The organism is Fibrobacter sp. UWT3 (assembly GCF_900230125.1).
GTDB lineage: Bacteria > Fibrobacterota > Fibrobacteria > Fibrobacterales > Fibrobacteraceae > Fibrobacter.
This window is the reverse complement of record NZ_OCSS01000001.1, coordinates 1,426,350-1,446,043: the sequence shown is the minus strand read 5'-3', so window position 1 is coordinate 1,446,043 and position 19,694 is coordinate 1,426,350. Positions and strand designations below refer to the sequence as shown.

Annotated in this window: 20 protein-coding genes and 1 tRNA gene; 9 read left to right on the top strand and 12 right to left on the bottom strand. The window is 55.3% G+C overall.

Annotation, left to right across the window (positions count from 1 at the left end):
* Window positions 1-51: 51 nt before the first annotated feature.
* The 3 genes from CRO08_RS06270 to trmFO are packed head-to-tail and all read left to right on the top strand — an operon-like array spanning window position 52 to window position 2,956.
* The gene (locus CRO08_RS06270) at window positions 52-1,104 is read left to right on the top strand and encodes an IMP cyclohydrolase (RefSeq protein WP_097035472.1); all 1,053 of its coding nucleotides are present in this window, start codon (window positions 52-54) and stop codon (window positions 1,102-1,104) included.
* Window positions 1,105-1,114: 10 nt separating this feature from the next.
* Window positions 1,115-1,570: a hypothetical protein gene (locus CRO08_RS06265; protein WP_072812152.1), complete on the top strand. Its 456-nt coding sequence runs from the start codon at window positions 1,115-1,117 to the stop codon at window positions 1,568-1,570.
* A 57-nt stretch (window positions 1,571-1,627) separates the two neighbouring features.
* Complete coding sequence (gene trmFO, locus CRO08_RS06260; protein WP_097035471.1) at window positions 1,628-2,956, top strand: methylenetetrahydrofolate--tRNA-(uracil(54)-C(5))-methyltransferase (FADH(2)-oxidizing) TrmFO; 1,329 nt, start codon at window positions 1,628-1,630, stop codon at window positions 2,954-2,956.
* Window positions 2,957-2,995: 39 nt separating this feature from the next.
* Here trmFO and CRO08_RS06255 read toward each other — a convergent pair.
* A tRNA-Lys gene (locus tag CRO08_RS06255) sits at window positions 2,996-3,068 on the bottom strand.
* A 126-nt stretch (window positions 3,069-3,194) separates the two neighbouring features.
* On the opposite strand from CRO08_RS06255, the gene CRO08_RS06250 reads away from it, so the two are divergent.
* From CRO08_RS06250 to CRO08_RS06230, 5 genes are all read left to right on the top strand, one after another.
* Window positions 3,195-4,097, top strand: coding sequence for a tyrosine recombinase (locus CRO08_RS06250; RefSeq protein ID WP_097035470.1), 903 nt, complete (start codon window positions 3,195-3,197; stop codon window positions 4,095-4,097).
* A gap of 95 nt (window positions 4,098-4,192) precedes the next feature.
* A complete protein-coding gene (locus CRO08_RS06245) occupies window positions 4,193-5,371 on the top strand; it encodes a hypothetical protein (RefSeq protein WP_097035469.1) in 1,179 nt (392 codons plus the stop codon).
* A 44-nt stretch (window positions 5,372-5,415) separates the two neighbouring features.
* The gene (locus tag CRO08_RS06240; protein WP_097034692.1) at window positions 5,416-5,745 is read left to right on the top strand and encodes a transposase; all 330 of its coding nucleotides are present in this window, start codon (window positions 5,416-5,418) and stop codon (window positions 5,743-5,745) included.
* Window positions 5,746-5,762: 17 nt separating this feature from the next.
* Entirely contained in the window at window positions 5,763-6,611 is an 849-nt protein-coding gene (locus CRO08_RS06235; RefSeq protein ID WP_176495013.1) for an IS3 family transposase, read from the top strand.
* 171 nt (window positions 6,612-6,782) lie between these two features.
* Window positions 6,783-7,313: a hypothetical protein gene (locus CRO08_RS06230; RefSeq protein WP_097035468.1), complete on the top strand. Its 531-nt coding sequence runs from the start codon at window positions 6,783-6,785 to the stop codon at window positions 7,311-7,313.
* A gap of 113 nt (window positions 7,314-7,426) precedes the next feature.
* Here CRO08_RS06230 and CRO08_RS16960 read toward each other — a convergent pair whose 3' ends face one another.
* Complete coding sequence (locus CRO08_RS16960) at window positions 7,427-8,476, bottom strand: hypothetical protein (RefSeq protein ID WP_176495075.1); 1,050 nt, start codon at window positions 8,474-8,476, stop codon at window positions 7,427-7,429.
* A gap of 79 nt (window positions 8,477-8,555) precedes the next feature.
* Between CRO08_RS16960 and leuB the strand changes: the two genes are divergently transcribed.
* Window positions 8,556-9,647, top strand: a complete 1,092-nt coding sequence (leuB, locus tag CRO08_RS06220; protein WP_097035466.1) for a 3-isopropylmalate dehydrogenase — start codon at window positions 8,556-8,558, stop codon at window positions 9,645-9,647.
* A gap of 171 nt (window positions 9,648-9,818) precedes the next feature.
* Here leuB and CRO08_RS06215 read toward each other — a convergent pair whose 3' ends face one another.
* From CRO08_RS06215 to CRO08_RS06170, 10 genes are all read right to left on the bottom strand, one after another.
* On the bottom strand, window positions 9,819-10,982 hold the full coding sequence (locus CRO08_RS06215; protein WP_097035465.1) for a hypothetical protein: 1,164 nt from the start codon (window positions 10,980-10,982) through the stop codon (window positions 9,819-9,821).
* Window positions 10,983-11,080: 98 nt separating this feature from the next.
* Window positions 11,081-12,196: a hypothetical protein gene (locus tag CRO08_RS06210; RefSeq protein ID WP_073113871.1), complete on the bottom strand. Its 1,116-nt coding sequence runs from the start codon at window positions 12,194-12,196 to the stop codon at window positions 11,081-11,083.
* Between the two features lie 20 nt (window positions 12,197-12,216).
* Window positions 12,217-13,524: a sugar MFS transporter gene (locus CRO08_RS06205; RefSeq protein WP_097035464.1), complete on the bottom strand. Its 1,308-nt coding sequence runs from the start codon at window positions 13,522-13,524 to the stop codon at window positions 12,217-12,219.
* Window positions 13,525-13,545: 21 nt separating this feature from the next.
* On the bottom strand, window positions 13,546-14,493 hold the full coding sequence (locus CRO08_RS06200) for a lipopolysaccharide assembly protein LapB (RefSeq protein WP_255252258.1): 948 nt from the start codon (window positions 14,491-14,493) through the stop codon (window positions 13,546-13,548).
* Window positions 14,494-14,503: 10 nt separating this feature from the next.
* Window positions 14,504-15,145 carry an energy transducer TonB gene (locus CRO08_RS06195; protein ID WP_097035462.1) on the bottom strand — a complete coding sequence of 214 codons (642 nt, stop codon included), beginning with the start codon at window positions 15,143-15,145 and terminating at the stop codon, window positions 14,504-14,506.
* A gap of 191 nt (window positions 15,146-15,336) precedes the next feature.
* Window positions 15,337-15,741: a biopolymer transporter ExbD gene (locus CRO08_RS06190; protein ID WP_072812130.1), complete on the bottom strand. Its 405-nt coding sequence runs from the start codon at window positions 15,739-15,741 to the stop codon at window positions 15,337-15,339.
* Window positions 15,738-16,436, bottom strand: a complete 699-nt coding sequence (locus CRO08_RS06185) for a MotA/TolQ/ExbB proton channel family protein (RefSeq protein WP_255252257.1) — start codon at window positions 16,434-16,436, stop codon at window positions 15,738-15,740. The genes CRO08_RS06190 and CRO08_RS06185 overlap by 4 nt, the downstream gene beginning before the upstream one ends.
* 12 nt (window positions 16,437-16,448) lie before the next feature.
* Window positions 16,449-18,041, bottom strand: coding sequence for a MotA/TolQ/ExbB proton channel family protein (locus CRO08_RS06180; RefSeq protein WP_255252256.1), 1,593 nt, complete (start codon window positions 18,039-18,041; stop codon window positions 16,449-16,451).
* Window positions 18,038-18,829 carry a DUF3450 family protein gene (locus tag CRO08_RS06175; protein WP_097035459.1) on the bottom strand — a complete coding sequence of 264 codons (792 nt, stop codon included), beginning with the start codon at window positions 18,827-18,829 and terminating at the stop codon, window positions 18,038-18,040. The genes CRO08_RS06180 and CRO08_RS06175 overlap by 4 nt, the downstream gene beginning before the upstream one ends.
* A 90-nt stretch (window positions 18,830-18,919) precedes the next feature.
* On the bottom strand, window positions 18,920-19,693 hold the full coding sequence (locus CRO08_RS06170) for an ankyrin repeat domain-containing protein (RefSeq protein WP_097035458.1): 774 nt from the start codon (window positions 19,691-19,693) through the stop codon (window positions 18,920-18,922).
* Window position 19,694 lies beyond the last annotated feature (1 nt).

Genomic DNA, 19,694 nt, shown 5'->3' with positions numbered 1-19,694 from the left:
AAATCTTTTTGTTATATTTATAGACGGAAAAAACATAAAAAAGGAAATTGTATGTCCGAAGAACTCGTCTTGAAATTCGTTGACCCCGTGCCGATGCGCTACGGTGAAAACTCCCACCAGTCCGCTGTATTCTACCGCGACCCGACCTGCACCGAAGCAAGCCTCGCCACAGCAAAGCAGCTCTGGGGCAAGGAACTTTCTTACAACAACATCGTGGATGCAGATGCCGCCCTCGAAATGGCCCGCGAATTCAGCGATGACAATGCGGTCGTCATCGTGAAGCACATGAACCCGTGCGGACTCGCTACCGGCAAGACACTGCGCAACGCTATGGAAGCCGCCTGGGAAGGCGACCCGGTGTCGGCCTTCGGTTCCGTGATTGCCGTGACCCGCAAGGTGGACCTGAAAACCGCCGAATTCCTGAAGGGCAAGTTCGTCGAAATTCTTCTCGCCCCGGCTTTCGACAAGGATGCTCTGGAATTTTTGAAGAACAAGTCCAAGGACATTCGTCTCCTTGAAGTGGGCAAGATCAAGAAGGCAACCCGCTGCAAGGTCTATAAGCACGTGATCGGTGGCATGCTGGTTCAGGACCGCGACGTCGACGTTTACGAAAAGTTCGAATGCGTCACCAAGAAGAAGTTCGCAAAGAACAAGGAAGCCCTCGCCCGCTTCACTTGGATCGTGACCAAGCACACGAAGTCTAACGCCATCGTCATGGGTTACGAATACGCCCGCGGCTACTTCCAGGTCATCGGCCTTGGCCCCGGCCAGCCAAACCGCATTGATTCTAACCTCCGCCTCTGCCAGCCCCGCGTCCGCGACAACGTGGCCCGCATGAAGGCCGCCCAGAAGTTCTTCAACGAAAAGGGCAAGTGCATCGACAAGGCCGGTCTCAAGGCTCTGGAAAAGAAGGTGTTCAGCGAAGTCGTGATGGGCTCCGACGCCTTCTTCCCGTTCCCGGACAACGTGGAAGCCGCAGCCAAGGCTGGTGTCCAGTACATCGTGCAACCGGGTGGTTCCAAGAAGGACAACCTCTCCATCGAAGCCTGCGACAAGCTTGGCGTGGCCATGGTGTTCACCGGCATGAGGCACTTCCGCCACTAAGGGTTTGCGTATGCCTCCCGTGTCGCAGAAAGAAACGAACCAGAAGGAAAAGGACCTCTACTACGCGGTCCTCTCCTTCCTGAAGTCTGTCCGCAAGGCAGGCCGCACGACCGATGTCGAGTGGCGCGAATACAAGGAAAAGCTCCTGAAGATTGCGCCTACGCCCGATATGGGCAAGGCCGCCGACATGTGGACCATGGACAACCTGGACCAGTTCAGCCCCGACAACAAGCAGTTGCCGCCGCTCAACGACATGGACTACGTGGCGAACATTTCGCCCAAGTTCGCGTCGCAGCTGATGGAAGCGATGTACTACGGGATGCTCAACCTGACGCAGGCGAACCTGATTTCGGACGAAATACAGGATGCCGACCCGGAGTGCGTGTCTACCGCCTCGCTCGAGGAACTGCTCGTGAAGCTCTGGATAGGCAACGCGAAAAGCTACCGGAAAGTGGTGGCTAACTAGACGAAAGAACGGACCTACGGTCCTACAGACGAAAGACGAAAGGATTTAGTAGGAAGAATGACCTATAAAGTTCGTGTCATAGGTGGTGGGCTTGCAGGCTGCGAGGCGGCTTTGCAGTTGGCGAGCCGCGGTTTCAAGGTAGACCTGTACGAGATGCGCCCGGTCAAGAACACTCCCGCCCACAAGGACGGCCACCTGGCGCAGTTAGTTTGTTCCAACAGCTTCAAGGCGCTGGGCGTCACGAGCGCACACGGGCTTTTAAAACAGGAACTCACGATGCTCGGGAGCTTTCTGCTGGATAGCGCCCGGGAGGCTGCCGTACCCGCTGGCGATTCCCTGACCGTGAACCGCGATATCTTCAGCGAATCGGTAGAAAAGAAGATTGCGGAGAACCCGAATATCACGCTCCACCGCGAAGAAGTCACGAGCCTTGAAGGCGACTGCCCTACCCTAGTTGCGGCGGGGCCGCTGGCCAGCGACGCGCTCGCCGACGATATCTTCAAGCGCCTGGGTAGCGAGCGCCTCCATTTCTTCGACGCCATCGCCCCTGTGGTAGAGACCGACAGTATCGACTTTGACCACGCCTTCTACATGAACCGCTGGGAAAAGGGCGAAACGGCGGACTTTATCAACTGCCCGCTCGACAAAGAGACCTACACAGAGTTTGTACGCAAGCTGTGCGAAGCCGAAGCCGTGGAGCCGCGCCCCTTCGAGAAGAACGAACTGTTCGAGGGCTGCCTGCCCGTCGAAGAAATGGCCCGCCGCGGTTACGAGACGCTCCGTCACGGCCCGATGCGCCCTATCGGTCTCGGGCTAGGCAACAATGGGCACCTGTGGTATGCGGTCATCCAACTCCGCGCCGAAAACAAGCAAAAGACGCTCTTCAACATGGTGGGCTTCCAGACGCGCCTCAAGTGGGGCACGCAAAAGGAAATCTTTACGATGGTTCCCGCCCTCCGGAACGCCCGTTTTGCCCGCCTCGGCTGCATGCACCGCAACACGTTTATCGAATCGCCCAAGTTCCTGGACGCAACGCTACGCCTGCGCCCAGACCTCCCCTGCGCCCAGGGAATTCCGCCCACATGGTTTGCGGGCCAGATTACCGGCAGTGAAGGCTATACCGAAGCGGTCGCAACCGGCTGGTACGCCGCCTGGAACATGGCGCAGACAATCCTGCACGGGCATGCGGACCCGCTCCCGAACGAGAGCTGCATCGCATCGCTCATGAACCGCCTTGTGGAAGAAAACGAGGACTTCCAGCCCATGAATTTCAACTTCGGGCTACTCCCCAACCACGAAGGCCTCAAGAAAAAGAACAAGAAGGAAATCCTTGCGGCTCGAGCCGAGCAGGCCGTCCGCCAGTGGATTGCCGAACGCAAGTTCTAAAAAGCACAAAAAAGACCTCTCCGCTAGGAGAGGTCTTCGTGGATGATGCAGGGGTCGAACCTGCGACCCGCTGATTAAGAGTCAGCTGCTCTACCAACTGAGCTAATCATCCATTGTCGCTTGGACGGGGTCAATTATAGAATATAATTTGCCGACTGTCAAGTGGTGAAAACGCTTTTTTTCAAAAAAATTCTTTCGTCTCTCGTCTTTCGTCTTTCGTCTAATCTATATTATGTATATGAGCCTCAATTCGAACCGTGTAGATGCCTATCTGGCGTTTTTGGGGGTGGAACGGAACCTTTCTCCGGCCACCATCCAGAGCTACCAGGAGGATTTGCGGCATTTTGTGGGCTGGCTCGACGAAATCGGGCTCGACCTGAAGGCCCTAACCCCCGAAAAGCTGGACGAATTCCTGACGCTCACCGCCGGGCAGGTGGAATACTCCCCCACGTCCATCGCGAGGCATTTTTCGAGCCTGCGCGGGTTCCTCAAGTACATGCAGAAGGAGGGCGAATACGACTACAGCACCGAATCGATGCTTGAACGCCCCAAGCTCGGGCATTACCTGCCACAGTACTTGACCCGTGAGGAGGTCAACAGCGTGTTCGAGAGCGCAGCAAACGGCAAGAACCCACTGCGCGATACGGCGCTTTTTGAACTCATGTACAGCGCGGGGCTCCGCATCTCGGAGACCCTCGGAATAAAACTATCGCAGTTGGATCTCGATAACGAATGGCTCACCCCCATCGGTAAGGGCAACAAGCAACGTCTGGTGCCCCTCGGGAGCAAGGCGAAGGAAAACCTGAAGGCCTGGATTGAGGATGGCCGCCCCCTCACCCACCCGACCACGGACAATATTATCCTCAATTCCAGGGGCAAGCCCATGACCCGCATGGGGGCCTGGAAAATCGTGCAATTGCATACCGCACACCTAAGCAAGCAGGTTTCGCCGCACACCTTCCGGCACAGCTTTGCCACGCACTGCCTGGAGGCAGGCATGGATCTGCGCGTGCTGCAGGAACTCCTCGGGCATGCCGATATCAGCACGACGCAAATTTATACGCACATCGACAAGGAATTCATCAAGCAGGAACACCGTCAGTTCCACCCGCGTGAAAATGGCTCCATTACCTCTGGATAAAAAAACTATAATTGACTTTGTATGGGAAAATAAAGGAGTCAATTATGAGGAAAGCCTTTTTCTCTTTTTTCCTTGTGGCCGTTGTCGGAGCCGCAATGTCATTTATAGCCTGCGGTGACGATGATTCATCCGGTCGCGAGGTTATAACGGAAGTCAACTCGATTTTCGAACTCGGAACATGTGGCGAGGATAACGAGGGCGATACAGTATACGCCAAGGAACAGGATGCGGAGTACTACTGCCACGAAGCGAAATGGTCGCCTGTTGCCACCCCCGTCTCATCCAGTTCCGCAAAATCTTCTAGCAGCGTTGCGAGTTCCTCGTCCATGACCAAGGCGGAACTCGATAAATTTACGGAACTGTGTAAGGCTTCCGGCGGTACCGCGAAAGATGGGGCCTGTGTCTGCAAGAGCGAACTCTGCGATATCGGTGCTGTCTGTAACACCATCACGGGCGTCTGCGGCAACCAGAGCAAGCCCTCCGACATATCGTCGGATTCCAAGGCGAGTTCCTCCTCGACCGCAACTACATTCGCCGACTTGTGCAAGGCTTCTGGCGGTACGGCGAAAGACGGCGCCTGTGTCTGCGACGAAGTTTCCTGCGACGAAGGCGTTCTCTGCAATACGAAGACCAAGGAATGCGCGAACAAGGACGCTGTTGAAATTGAGTGCGACGACAGTTACAAGAATACCTGTTCTAACAGTCTTTTGGGCGTCGGGATTGTCAAGGAATGCGTGAAGGGCGTTGTCGTGAACCGCTCGTGCACGGCAGTATCTTGCAACGAAGAGGGCACGGACTGCGGCGAATGCCTCGACGACGTGCAGACCTGTACCGAGGACAAGAACTTCAAGGCGACCGTCACCCGCTGCGAAAAGGGCAAGAAGGTGACCGAGAGCTGTAACGGAAAATCCTGCGACCCGCGCGACAACGGTTGCGGCGAGTGCACGAACTACGAACACACATGCACCAACGATGACGAAGGAAAGGGAACCGTTTACGAGTGTGTTGCAGGCGAAGCCAAGAAGGCCGTTTCCATATGCGGCAACAAGTCGTGCCGTACCGACAAGGCCATCTGCGGCGAATGCCTGAACGGCGAATTGAGGTGCGACAACGACATCAACAACAATGCCGTCATGTACAGGTGCGTCGACGGACAATGGGAACGGCTCCATAACAAGTTCGACCCGCTCGACAAGGAGTATTACAAATGCCCCGTCGCTTGTAGAGAAGGCTACCCTATAGATGGACCATGCAGGAGTTTAATAAGAGGGTAGCATAAGCTACTATATTCATTGCGCAACCCCCAAAAGGTAAAACAATGGCAAAAATCAACTATAGCTCCGAGACAAGGGAACAGGTCATCAAGCTGGTCCTGAAAGGCGAAAAGTCAGCAAACCAAATAGCCAAGGAACTCGGAATCGGGCCCAATACAGTCGGTCGGTGGGTAAACGAGTACCGCAAGGAACACAACCTGCCGAGCTACCGCGAGGAACGGCGAATCCGCAAGGTGTCCGTCGAGGAACTCGCCGCCAAGAACAGGGAACTGGAAAAACTCCTGAAGAAGCGTGAAAAGGAGCTTGCGGACGAGAAGGAGACGGTAGAGATCCTAAAAAAATCCCTGCACATCTTTATGCGACCACACGACTGAAATGCGAGGCGATACACGTGAACCGCAAGAAATACTCAGTCAGGAAGATGTGCAGAGCCCTAGGAATACCGCAGTGTTCCTACTACCAGTGGTCGCGCCAGCAGGAAAAACGTGCCGAGAAGAAGGCCCGCGAAGAACGGCTTGTCCAGAAGGTCCGCGACACCTTCGAAGAAAACCACCGCGTGTACGGTTGCCCGAAGATGCAGGCGGCACTCCATGACAAGGGTGACGAGGTAAAGGTGTGGAAACTGCGCCGCATCATGCGCGAGAACGGTCTCTATCCGGTCACGCTCAAGAAATGGAAACCCTACCGCAAGGGCAAATGTGACTCCATGTACAGCGAGAACCTGGTGCAGCGGAAGTTCGATCCCGACAGTCTGAACGCCGTCTGGGCCGGCGACATCACCTACGTCAAGACTACGCTTGGCTGGGTGTACCTTGCCGTGGTACTTGACCTATGCAACAAGGAGGCGGTGGGTTATGCCGTGAGCAAGAACATCGACACGGAACTTGTCAAGCGCGCGTTGTCCAATGCCATCATGCAACGCGGCCATCACGACGGACTAATCTTCCATTCCGACCGTGGCGTGCAGTACAGCAGCATGGGCTACCGCACGATGCTCTCGGAGAATGGGATAACGCCCTCGATGAGCGCCCCGGGCTGCCCCTACGACAACGCCTGCATGGAAAGCTTCTTCGCAAGCTTCAAGAAGGAGATGGCCTACAGGCGAGACTTCAAGGACATCGAAGACGTGCGGGAGGCCGTTTTCAGGTACATCGAGCTGTTCTACAACCGGAAACGGCTCCATAGTTCGCTCGGTTACATGACACCGGTGGAATATAGGCTGTCAAAACAGGCTGCCTAGACCACAAGGGTATACCACTTAACAAGAAAAAAGGATATATTTTAACTTAACCGGTAATGAATATGGTTGTTCATGAACCCACTATTAAAAAAACTACAAATCCAAGATAAGATGATAGACCAATGCGACATAGACCAATGTTCTGATTGTGATCCCTGCTGGGGTGAACCCATGATTGAAGGAGCCCCCTCCAATCCAAACCCCTGCTACAACGAGGAACGTTGCAAACAAATTCTCAAGGACGAAGACCCCGACTACCCGCCGTTCAGAAGTTTCGAGACGAAACAGAAATGGAAGGACCTGATTCCTAGCAAAAAGATGGTAGCAAAACAAGTTCACGGGTACAACTGGAAGGATTATAGTGCTTCCACTATCGAAGAACGCGAGCAAGATTTTGATTTCGACCTGACAAACGAGACGGGCCGCGTGTCGTGCAACGCCCTGGGAACCTACTTCGGCGAATGCAACAATTCCCTGCAGACCTGCATCAACACAAGTTATCACAAAGGCGGATTCATGGTGGTCTGCGCTAACGGCGAGCTTTTCGACGCCGATGGCAATAACGACGGAATCGCTTGCAATTGCGAAATAACGGAAAGCAACGCCGAAGGATGTTGTTACACCAGAAGTGCCTGCTTCAAGCAGACCAACTGGGCTAGAGACCGCTGCGCTAAGCCCCAGAGCACCGCTGCCGACGAATAATTTCAACGCCATTTCAAGCAGAAAGGAACCGCAAGGTTCCTTTCTGCATTCGAGAAGATGCTCCGCTCCGTCCGGAATGGCACCGTAAAGCAAGTGCGGATTGCACGGTAGAATTATGGCACGTTTCTCACAAATGTTCCATCTTTCTTATAGATGGACAATCCGTCATGCCTTATCACATCACTTCCCAATACATCCTGACATGAATAACTCAAATTTTCTAAATCAAAGCGACATGTACCTAGAGAATACGTATCAATCTGCCAATTCTTTATATTCCAACGAACTAAAGCGATTAACTCCGAGCAATGAATTCCATCTTTAGAATAACATTGATGTTTGCGGGAAACGCTCCCAGCAAAGAATTGTTCCGCGCTCCAACTTCCATACTGATAGGTAAAAGAAACCAAAGTATCTAGTCTTTTTTCTATAACTTTACGAACATGTTCCACGACAGCAGAGTCCATGACGCAAGGTTCTGCAAATCCGTCCTTGTAACACATGTCAAAGGCTATTAAGGAATCTCGCACACTTTCTTTCACATAGATTTCTTTTTCATACACTGAATCAAGCAATGCAGAAAGTTCATCTTTTGCACCAAAATCTTCGCCAATCAAGAAATCATATTTCCTTGGCCAATATTTAGCAGATGGCTTCATCTTTTTAGAGACAACAACATTAGCATACAAAAAATCGCACTTCACGCTATCTTTGGAAGCACAAATTGCATCATAGGATCCATCTTCATTCTGATAAAGATGAGAAAAGCCTGCAGCACCAGAGTTAAGCACCATATTTGCATATGAAATATGATTCACCCTTGTTTCCAAATCTTTTACAGAATCACGAGAATTAAAATTTTTAAGAATTCGAACAAGTAATGAGGTGTCTAAATCGCAGGGATACCACAGGTTCTCTCCTTCTACACTCGTCGAACACGCCTTGTACAGTAACGCTTTGCGGGGTATAGTGTCAATAAAATCGGCTCTGTTAGAGTGCGAATTAATCCAAGAAGAGCAATATTCCAAACTGTTGTGATACTGTTGTTCCGAGATTCCGGGACTCACTTCATTAGGGCACCATCCCGAAGGAGAGCACTTTGGCTTTGGGTGACACCCCGCCAAAACCGCCAAAAACAAAAGAACCAGAACTCTATAAAGCATACATCACCCGCAAACAAGCGCTCCTCACCCATAATTTTACTAAATTTGAGCCGTTCAAATTATAAACCAAGGATTAACAATGAGCAAGAATTATAAGATTGCAGTGCTTCCGGGCGACGGTATCGGCCCCGAAGTCATGAAAGAAGCTGTCCGCGTGCTGGACGTGGTTTCCAAGAAGTTCGGCTTCGACGTGAACGCCGAATGGGCAAACGTCGGTGGTGCCGCCTATGACGAGAGCGGTTCCCCGCTGCCGGAAAGCACCCTCAAGCTGGGCGAAGCTTCTGACTGTATTCTTTTCGGTTCCGTGGGCGGCCCGAAGTGGGAACACCTCCCCCCGAACCTGCAGCCGGAACGCGGTGCTCTCCTCCCGCTCCGTAAGCACTTCAAGCTTTTCTGCAACCTCCGCCCGGCCCGCGTCTACAAGGAACTTGCTGGTGCATGCCCGCTCCGCGCCGACATCGTTGGTGACGGCTTCAACATCCTCACTGTCCGCGAACTGACAGGTGACGTTTACTTTGGCCAGCCGAAGGGCCGCGAAGGCGTTCCGGGCTCCAAGGAAGAAATCGGTTTTGATACCATGAAGTACAGCCGCTACGAAGTCGAACGCATTGCCCGCTTCGCCTTCGACGCCGCTATGCTCCGCAACAAGAAGGTCGCTTCTATCGATAAGGCCAACGTGCTCACCACGAGCGTGCTCTGGCGCGAAGTCGTGAACGAAGTCATCAAGGATTACCCGGAACTGACTCTCGAGCACCTCTATGTGGATAACGCTGCCATGCAGCTCCTGAAGCGCCCGCGTGAATTCGACGTGCTCCTCTGCCCGAACCTCTTCGGCGACATCCTCACCGACGAATGCGCCATGCTCACCGGTTCCATGGGTCTCCTCCCGTCCGCATCTATCGCCGAAGGTTCCTTCGGTCTGTACGAACCGGCCGGTGGTTCCGCTCCGGACATCGCAGGCAAGGGTATTGCAAACCCGCTCGCACAGATCCTCTCCGTGGCATTGATGCTCCGCTACACCTTCAAGGAAGAAGCAGCAGCCAAGGCTATCGAAGCTGCCTGCGAAAAGGTCATTGCCCAGGGCTTCCGCACTGGCGACATCTACCAGGAAGGCTGCACCAAGGTGGGCACCACCGGCATGGGTGACGCGATTATCGCTGCTCTCAGCTAATAAGCAAACGACTATATGCAAAAAGGGCCGCACAATGTGCGGTCCTTTTGTTATACAGATAATGTCAAGCGGTCTCTTGTGAGCCACAAGCTCCATGCGTTAAGCTGGAGCGGTGGCGAGAGCGAGTGAGAAACCGGAGGTTTCATCACCCGAAACGACGAACGAGCGGTCTTAATTACAGCCGGTGCCGAGCGTGCCTTCGAGCACGGATTCGCATTGCGCAGCCATCGCAATGGCTTCGTCACTGCCGGCAGGGAATTCAAGGCATTCGCCCATGACGCCCGGGATGTCGCAGGAGACCATGTCGCCAGAGGGTGCAGCTGCAGAGCTCGAAGAAGAGGTTTCTTCGACATCAGCGGAACTGGAACTTTCCGGTTCGACTTCAGCGGGAACCTTCTGCTTGCAGTAGTTCTGTTCGCTGGCAAACACCTCTTCCTTCGTCTTGGAATTGCCTGAAGAAGATGCGTTGATGAAACCTTCCATCGAGCAGAATTTGGTCATACCGATATCGGAGAAATTCTTGGAGAGGCATTCCACGTACGACATCGGGTGGATTTCGTACTTGCGGCTCATGAAGCATTCTTCTTCTTCGTCGTATGCAACGACGTACTTCACGATGGCGCTGTCGGAACTATTCCAGCTCTCGTCGAGGTAGGAGTAGGTCCATTCGGGGTCGTCGATGGTAAAGTTACAGCTGGACTTTGTCTGGAGCGGGAACACTTCGAAAGCAGTGCCGTTCACGGCAGCCTGGCAGGCCTTCAGCACAGATGCATGCACGGTCTCGCGTGCATTGCTAGCAAAGTAACCCTTCTCCGTACGGGTAGAAACGAGCACAGCAGCGCTACCGCCTTCGCAGGTCTCTTCGCCGGCAAGTTTCCCGTCCATGGACTTGGGGTGCGTCGCGGTAGAGTCGTTCATGCTCATCAGGCGGCAGTAGATATTTGCCGTCTGGCCCGTAAAGCGGATAGAATCGCGAATGACAAGGTCTTCGCCCTGGATTTCAAACACGGTACGGATGCTCGCAGAATTGTTGCCATCGTTACCCCTGTAAGAAACAGCCCATGCATTGTCCGTTGCGGCAAACGTGCAGGGTTCCGCCTCTTCGACAGAAGCGCTGGACTCTGCGGGGCTGGAACTGCCGCCATTGCTGGAACTGGAAGAAGTGCCGTTGTCATCGCTGGAGTCCGGAGCGCCGGTACCTTCGCTGCTAGAAGAGAGCGTCGTATCCGGGTCGTCGTTCGATGCAGGCGAAAAACTGCTGGAATCGTCACCGCAGGCGACAAGGCCGATAGCGGTAGCAAGAGAAAGACCAAAACCTAATTTCGAGATATTCATATTTTCTCCTTTTAAAAGAATGACGGGCAAAATGTAAAAAAATTCCGGAGGAACAGTGCCTCCGGACATACATTTCCGTTGTATGTAAGGACAACGAATCAGTCGCGGTCGTCGAATGCCTGTGCCTCTTCGGGCTCCTCGACGGTCCATTCGCGAATGTGGTCCGCAAGTGCCTTCTGGCCGTCCTTCTCGAGTTCGTCGGAGATGCCTTTCAGGATTTCTGCATCCTGTGCAGGCAAGTCCTTCTCGTACATGTCGATGTACTGCTCGAGAATGCCGTAACGCTTCATTCCGGCCAGGAGTTGCATAAATTCCATGTCGATGTTCCCGCCGCTGCGGAAACTGGAATGTTCCCTGAGGAGCGTATCGGCCTGCTTCTCGTCGACCTGCTGGCAGAGGCGCGCGAGATTGATGACCTTCGGGTAACTTTCGTACAGGCGCATTGCAATCTTGACACAGTCGGACTTGCGGCCTTCCTTGTCGGCAATTGCCGCCATGAGGTCGAGGTAGGCTTCCTCGTCTTCGGAACCGGGGTCGCGCACGTCGCCGAGCCACTGCTTGGCAAGCTCGATGTTGCCCGCGACAAAGCACTCGTTCGCGATATCGATAAGCGTCGCGTTGCTCTTGTCCGGGTCCTTCAGGAGGGCAGCCTTCGTATAGCGTTCGTAGTCGCCGAGAGCATCTGCCATGTCGGTCAGGGCGTCGAGAACGTCCTCGCGGTTCTGCATTTCCACTTCTGAGACCGTCGCGATAAGCTCGTCAACAAGAGCCTTCGCGCGTTCGTCGGGCAAAACCTCGTTGAGCGAGAGGAACAGGACCGAGCGGCCTTCCCCACCCACGTGACGGAGCGCCAGGTCGTGAATCAGGTCGGCAATGTAGTCCTTGTCATCGTACTGGCTTGCAAGTTCCACGAAAAAGGTGCCCGCATCGTAGAAGAGGCTTTCCCAGTCGTCACGTTCCTCGTCGTCCGCCTTGAACGAGAGAAAATCCGTACGGAGCGTCCACGCGAGCAGTTCTAGCTGCAGGCGAACATCCTTGAAATCCTCGATATCGTCAATAGTCTGCGCGATAAATTCGTACAGTTCGTCCGGGCGGTGCAGCAGGCGGCTCTGCCCGCTAATAATCTGCGTGAGCGTCTCGCGAATGCGGTCTTCCTTACCGCGGAATGCGGCAGCTCCGCTATTCGATTTCCAAACTTTTTTCTTCTTTGCCATGATGTTAAATGTAGAAACATTTACCGCATGCGGGCCTTCGCGAGCTTAGCACGCTTTTGTTTTCGGCGGAGCCTGCGGCGTTCGCGGCGTGCACTACGGCGCCGCTCATCCATCATCTTCACCTGCTGCAGAACATCCATGAAGCGTTCGACAGCGAATGCCTTATTGAGCCTCTTGCGCGTCACGTAATCGAGCAGGCACACACACAGCAGAAGCGAACCCACAAAAAAGGCAAGAGCCACAGGCCATACAATCACCGAAAAATGGCTCGCAACAAACCCGAATGCTGGCGGCATCATGATGGAACCCAGATACGAACCCGCCATCTGTATGCTGATGGCACGACCCGAAAGTTCTTCACCGAACCGCGCAGGAGTGGCATGGATAAGCGACGGGTAAACGGGAGCGCACCCGAAACCAAGCAGGCAGATGCAAACCGGCGTGACCCACGGCGGGAGCGGGAATACGAGGACAAGGCAGCCGACAACGACAATCGCGATACCCGCATGCACAAGGCGCATGTCGGTAAACCGGATGGCGAAAATACCGCTGAGGATGCGCCCTACCATTACGGAAGCGAACATGAGTGAAACGGCGAGCGCGCCCACCTCGGGTTCGAAACCGCGGGCTACCAGGTACGTACCGCACCAGAGGCTCGTCGATATCTCAAGCGAAGAATAGAAGAAGAACGTCAGGAACGAGAGTTTCATTCCAGGGACGCGCAAGGCGGCCCGCAATGAGATATCGGGAATACTGGATGTTTGTTGCAGGCGGGAATCGCCTCGCTCCCTCCGCTTCCAAAGCGGGAGCGAAACAAGCATCATGACCGCGATGACGCCGAGCAACAAAGCCACCAGTTCGTAAGCGCCGCGCCAGCCGAACCCGAAGAAGGCAGAACCCGCAAGCAGCGCGGGGCCAAGGCACGCGCCGATTCCCCAGCTCGCATGCAGCCAGTTCGTGTGTTTCGTTTCCAGATGGATTGCCGCAAAGTTGTTCATCGCGACGTCGATTGCCCCCGCACCGATTCCCATCGGGATTGCAAACAGGCACATCATCCAGAACGCAGGCGAAAAGCCGTACCCTGCGGATGCGACAGCCGTCAGCGCGATACTCACGAAGACGAGTTTGCCCGTACCGAACTGGCGCAGGAGTTTTGGCGTGAGGAGGCTAGAAACAATCGTACCCGCGCTCACGATAATTGAGAGGAGACCCGCAGCCGAAAGCGGGGCATGCAGGTCGCGCTGCATCAGCGGCCAGGCCGCCCCTAAAACCGTATCCGGAAGCCCGAGGCCGATAAAGGCCACATATATGACAATCAGGAGAAACAAGCGCTACACCACGAAACCATTCTATTTCTTTTCCCGAATCCGCTTGTACAGGCTTTCGGCCTTCTCGGTATCGCCCGCGTTCGAGAACACGTGGCCCACGTTCTCGGCACCGATGCGGCCCTGGGAACTGCCCGCAAGCCAGGCCTTCATGTAGCATTCGAACGCTTCGTCGTAGCGCTTCTGGTTAAAGTAAATCTGCCCCAAATCCAAATTGAGGTCGCCCTTGCCCTTGTTGTGCCGCAGGCCTTCTTCCAGCGTGAAAATCGCCATCCACGGGGAATTGTTCTGCACGTACATCTGCGCGAGGTAGCGGCGGGCCGAGACGTTCTCGGGGTCCATCAGCAAACCGTTTTCCATCTCGTTCAGGGACTGGCGCGTGGAATCCATGCTGCGGTAATAATACGCCATCGTGAAATGCACATCGGCACCCGCGGTAGCCGTCATCTGGAGCGCATTCTGGAGCGTCTTGATGGCGTACTCGTAGTCGCCCAGCTTCTCGTAGACTTCGGCAAGCCCGTACCAGGCATCCATGCGGTCGGGGTTCAGCTGCAGCGCCCGCTCGAAGTTCTTCTGCGCGAGCGTCCAGTCGCGGCCCTTCAGGTAGCATTCCGCAAGCGCAAAGTGCACATGGTCGGATTCCACCCCGAGTTCGATGGCGCGCCGGTATGCCGCAATCGCATCGCCCGGAGAATCTGCGAGGTAATAGAGGTCACCGAGCAGCATCCACGCCTTCTCGAAATTCGGCAGGAGTTCCACGGTGCGCTTGTAGGCGACCATCGCGACCTGCTTGCGGTCAAGTTGCACCAGCGCGTTGCCTAAGTTGAACCATGCGAAAGGTTCGTAACGGCCCTCATCGATGGCGGCACGGTAGAGCGGGACCGCTTCCTTGTATTTTCCCTGGTCGTAAAGCTCGTTCGCCTTGAAGAAGTAATCCTCCGCCGCGAAGAGCGGCACGGCAAGCAACAGCAAACACAACAACCTATTTAACAAAGCGGAACTCCTTTGTGGCCTTCTGTGCCACGGGATATCCGCCAAGCTGAGCGGGGCTGAACTTCCACTGGCGAACTGCCTTCAGGGCCTCGTTCTCGAAGCCGTAACCCGGCGGGTCGAGGCTCATCACGTTCGCCTGCGCCACGTCGCCATACACGTCGATGACAACCATTACCTTCACGTAGCCCGAAATGCCGAGTTTTTTTGCGCGTTCGGGAAACTTCGGCTGAACTTCCTTCAAGACCTGCGCCTGTTCGTCCACCTCGCCCGCCTCGTACACGACGTTTTCCATCGAGCCCGTACCCACGGCCACGCCGTCGCCTGCGGCACCGCGCGCAAGCGAAAGGTCCATCTGGAAATTCTGGCTGCGGCTTACACCCATGTTCGAGGAAATCTTGAACGGGTTCGGGTTCACGATGGTGCGTATAACCTTCTGTTTCACCTCGGGCTTTTTCTCGCTCACGAGCACCTCGACTTCCGTCACGGTGTCGAGTTCCTTCTCCGTCTTTACGCCCCTGTCGAAGAACAGCGCGTTCAGCACCGGCACGGCAAGGAAGAACACCGCGCTCACCGCAAAGGAGAGCACGAATGCCGCCGGGAACCGGAAATATTTAGCGAGAAAGTCGAGCATGATTTAGACGATAGACGATAGACGATAGACGATAGATAAGCGGGGCGTTGCGGGGGCGGCGACTGAGCCTCCGCTAGAAGGGGTAGCGAGCAACGAAGTGCGAACGAGGGGAAGGCCTTCCCCTTTAAAAATCTTTCGTCTTTCGTCTACAGCGAAGTTGCAGAGCAACGGAGCGTTCATTCGTCTAAGCATCACTCCTCCTTGTTCGCGGAAATGGAAACCTTGCGGACTTTAGCCAAATTGCATTCGTCGAGAATGTCCACCACCACGCCGTTGGGGGCGTCGCGGTCGCTCACGATAATCACGGGGCGGTCGGGCGCTTCGGCCATCATCTGGCGCAATACCGTATTCAGGGTCGAGAGGTTCACCTGAGTCTCGTTGATGTGGATTGTCCCCTGGCGCGTCACGCCAATCAATATGCTTTCCTTCGCCAGTTCCTTCGCGGAACTCGCCTTCGGCTTCGTCACATCCACGCCGGTTTCGCGCGTGAAGGTCGACGTCACCACGAAGAAGATGAGCAAGATGAACACGATGTCGAGCATCGGGGAAATGTCTATCTTGCCGGAATCGCTAGAACGTTTACGTATGAAACTCATTTTTCCTCCTCCGCGGAATTTTCCGCGATGGAATCGGCCGGCCCTGCCGCGCCATTTTCAAACACAAAGGATTCGTACTTGAGCGCTTCGCTCCACGCCTGCTTTTCGACCTTCTCGACACAGCCCGAGAGGAAGTTGTAGGCAAGCATCAGCGGGAACGCCACGAGCAGGCCCGCCTGCGTGGTAAGCATGGCCTCGGAGATGCCGTCGGCAAGGAGTGTCGGGTTTCCGAACCCGAAAAGCTTGATGGTATCGAATGTATGCGCCATGCCAGAGACCGTACCGAGCAGGCCAAGCATCGGGGCCAGTGCCGCGCATGTAGAAATCGTCTTGAGCGAGCGCGAGAGGTTCACGGATATGCGGTGGCGCGTCTCTTCCATCGCGTTACGCACGGCAACGGGGCCTTCTGCCCGGTGGTCGCGCACGTCGCATGCAAGCGCGTAAAAGTAGCCGTAGGGCCTGCGGGCAAGTTTAGCGAACGCGACATCCTCGCCCTTCTTTTTCAGGTTGTTCCAGAACCCGCCGAACACGCCGTTCACGCTGCCGCCCTTGAGCATGAAGTAATAGCCGTAGCGCTCGAGCATCAGGAACCAGCCGAACCACCCGATAACGAATATGGGCGCAAGCACCCATCCTCCGCGGAAGAGCACGGCCATGGCGGCTTCGATTACAGATATTTCGCTTACGGTTTCCACAGGGATTCCCGCTTACTTTTCCTTGATCCAGAGCGCATTCAGCACGGCGAGCCCGGCACTTTCCATACGGCTGCGAACGGCGTCGGCGCGGTTCACGAGGAAGGTATGGAGCAGTTGCAAGGGAATCGCCACAATCAGGCCCGCTTCCGTAGTCACGAGGGCAATGGAAATGCCACCCGCAAGGAGTTTCGGGTCGGATGTACCGTGCATCGTAATCACGTCGAAGAGTTCAATCATGCCCATCACGGTACCCAGGAGCCCGAGCAGCGGGGCGGTCGCCGCAATCACGGAAATCCAAGTGAGCCCGGATTCCAGCTTCGGGACATCGGCGGAGAAGAGTTCCTCGAGCGCCTTCTCGGCACCCTCGCGGCCGGCGTAGTTCTTGGAAAGCACGGTGCGCAGCACCTTCCCCACTTCGCCGTGCGTCTTTCCCGCAAGCGAGCGTGCCGTATCGATGTCGCCCGCCTTGAGGGCCTTCAGCACGCGCCTGTTCGCGATACCGCCGAAGCCCCTCACCATGAGCCACACAAAGCGCCAGAAGGCTATAAGCAGGCCGATGGCAAACAGCGCTACAATCGGGTACATGATAATGCCGCCGTCCTTGAAGAACTGCCTGAGCTTGTCCTTCCAGGTAGTTTCCTGGTGGTTCGCGAGTTCAGACGAAAGTTCCGTACTCAGGAGCACGTCGACCGGCACCATCACGAACGCGGAATCGTTCACGTTCGCAAACACGGTCGCGATATTCTTCTTCGCTTCGGGAGCAAGGTTTTCTTGCCAGCTGTAGGCGCGCTTCTTTTCGCCCGCAACGGGGAGCATCATTGCCGCCGCGTGCAGGCCGTGAATGTCGGCGACGTTCGCCATCTGCACGGCATACAGCCCGCCGAGGCGCATGCGGTCGCCCTGCGCGACGGCAGAGCCAAACACGAGTTCTGCCTTCTCAACGCTTGTCTCGCGGGTAAAGGCCATCTCGGCGCGGGCCGCGTCGAGCACGCCCTTCGCAATGCGGAGCGGGTCGTCCTTGTAGAGGCCCATCTCTTTCTTCACCTTGTTCTGCACTTCCACGCGTTCCGCCATCTTGAAAGGCACGCCCTGTTCCTGGAACTTCGCGAGCGTCTCAAGGCGTTCCGGACCGGCAGCCAAGGACAGGAATTCGGCACGTGCCTTTTCGGCCTGTAGCTTTACCTGGGCCAAGTCCTCGCGGGCCACGCGCACGTCCTCGAACAGGCGGGCACGTTCCGACATCAGGGCATCGACCTTCTCCTTGCTTTCCTGGTACTTGTCGTTGAACATCTCGCGTTCCTGGTTTGCCGTCTCGCGGTCCTTCCAGCGGGCGGCAACTGCCATGTCGCGTTTTTTGCGGGCTTCTTCCAGGTCGGCCTTCGCGCTGTTGAGTTCAGCGCGCTTCTTTACCGCATCGATGTCGGAAGGCTGCTGGGCATAGACTGCGGGCGCAACGAGAACAAATAAGACGAAAGACGAAAGACGAAAGACGAAAGATAGCCTACTCAGCAAGTTTTCGCCAACATCATTTCCAGAAACATTCTTTCGTCTATCGTCTGTAGCGGAGTTGCATAGCAACGAAGCGTTCTTTCGTCTAAACATCATTCACCCTCCTTCGGGAAGGCGACCGGTATGGTCACGAGCCTCGGAGCGGTCTTCCCTTCGGCGACCTTCATCACGTCCTTCAGTACGGTACGCATCGCGAGGTCGTCGGACACGTTCTTCCAGGCGTAACCGCCATCGGGAGTCCTCGAAAGCCAAAGCACGTCGTTGCCATCGTTGCTCACGAATACGGAGGCTACTGCACCGTAGCGCAGGTACGTTCCCGGTACGCTGCGGGCATCCACCTGCAAAAAGCCTTTGTAGACCTCGGTCGTGTAGCCCAGGCGGATGCGGTCATAGAACACCTCGAGCGTGCGGTTCAGGGCATCATCCGCCTCTATAACACCCTTGTGGAGCTGTTCGGCAATTTCCCTGACGCTCTTTACCGTTTCCTCGTTCCTGTAGGGGAAGTCCGACTCGAATACGGGCACGAGCGAATCGATGACCTTCGCCAGGGATTCGTTGTACTTCGCCTTGCGGCTTTCGTACCAGCGGATGGTACCCATCGTCTTCTGGCGTACCTCGGCAATGTGCCCGAGTTCCGCCTTCAGGGAATCGATTTCGGCCTTGAGCGTCTTGTTCTGGCTCGAGAGCGCCTGCACCTTCTTGCGCCCGACTTCGACAAATTCCGCATGGCGCTTCTTTTCGGCGTCGTGCATGTTCTTTTCGCGGGCGGTTTCTGCCTCGACCGCCTTTATCTGGCGGCGTACGCTTTCCACCGTTTCCTGGGCGCCAGCCATTACGGCGACAAGCCCGATACATACGAGTAGTTTCGAGAATCTAAAATTCATAAGCGAAAAATACAAAAATGTGCCCCTAAAAAACAAAGATCCCCGCATAATGGCGGGGATGAGAAAACGGATTAGGAACCGTGTCGCAGATTACTTCTTGGAATCCTTGAAGTACTGAGCGGTGTTCTTTGCGCCGGCCTTCTTCAGGGCCTTGATCAGGCGGGTGTAACCTTCGTTCGTGGCCCAGTCGAGCACAGAGTAGCCCTGGTCGCACTTGGCGTTCACGTCCACCTTCTTGTCGATGAGGAACATCATGGCGTCGTAGTTGCCGTTCTTCACGGTCCAGTGAATCGGGAGGTAGCCATCCGGGCCACGGTTCTCGAGCGGAGCGCCTGCATCGGCGAGTACCTGGAGCATGTCGACCTTGCCGGTCTTGGCGGCGATAAGCACTGCAGTGCCGAGGCTTGCCGGGTCTGCGCCTTCCTTCTTGAGCTGGTCAATGAGAAGCTTCACCACATCGGCGTTGCCCATCATCACGGCGTTGTCGAGCACGGCTTCACCGTTGCTGTTCTTGACGTTCGCCTTTGCGCCGTTGTTGAAGAGGTAGTTCAGCACCATCATGTTGCCCTTGTTTGCAGCAATGGCCACGGCGTTGTTACCGTTGTCGGCGATGGCGTCGATTTCGAAGGAGGCCTTCAGGAACACGGTCATCATGAGCGTATCGCTGTTGAATGCGTAATTGATGAAGTTGTTTGCATTGAAAGCGATGTGGCTGTTTTCGAGAGCCTTGCGGACGCCCTGGGGGTCGGCTTTGGCGAGGAAGGCCTGCACGGAGGCCGGATCCTTAAAGTTTACATCGTCACCGCAGGCGACAAGGGAAAATGCAAGACCGAGACCGCAGAGTCCAAGAAGGGTTTTCTTCATT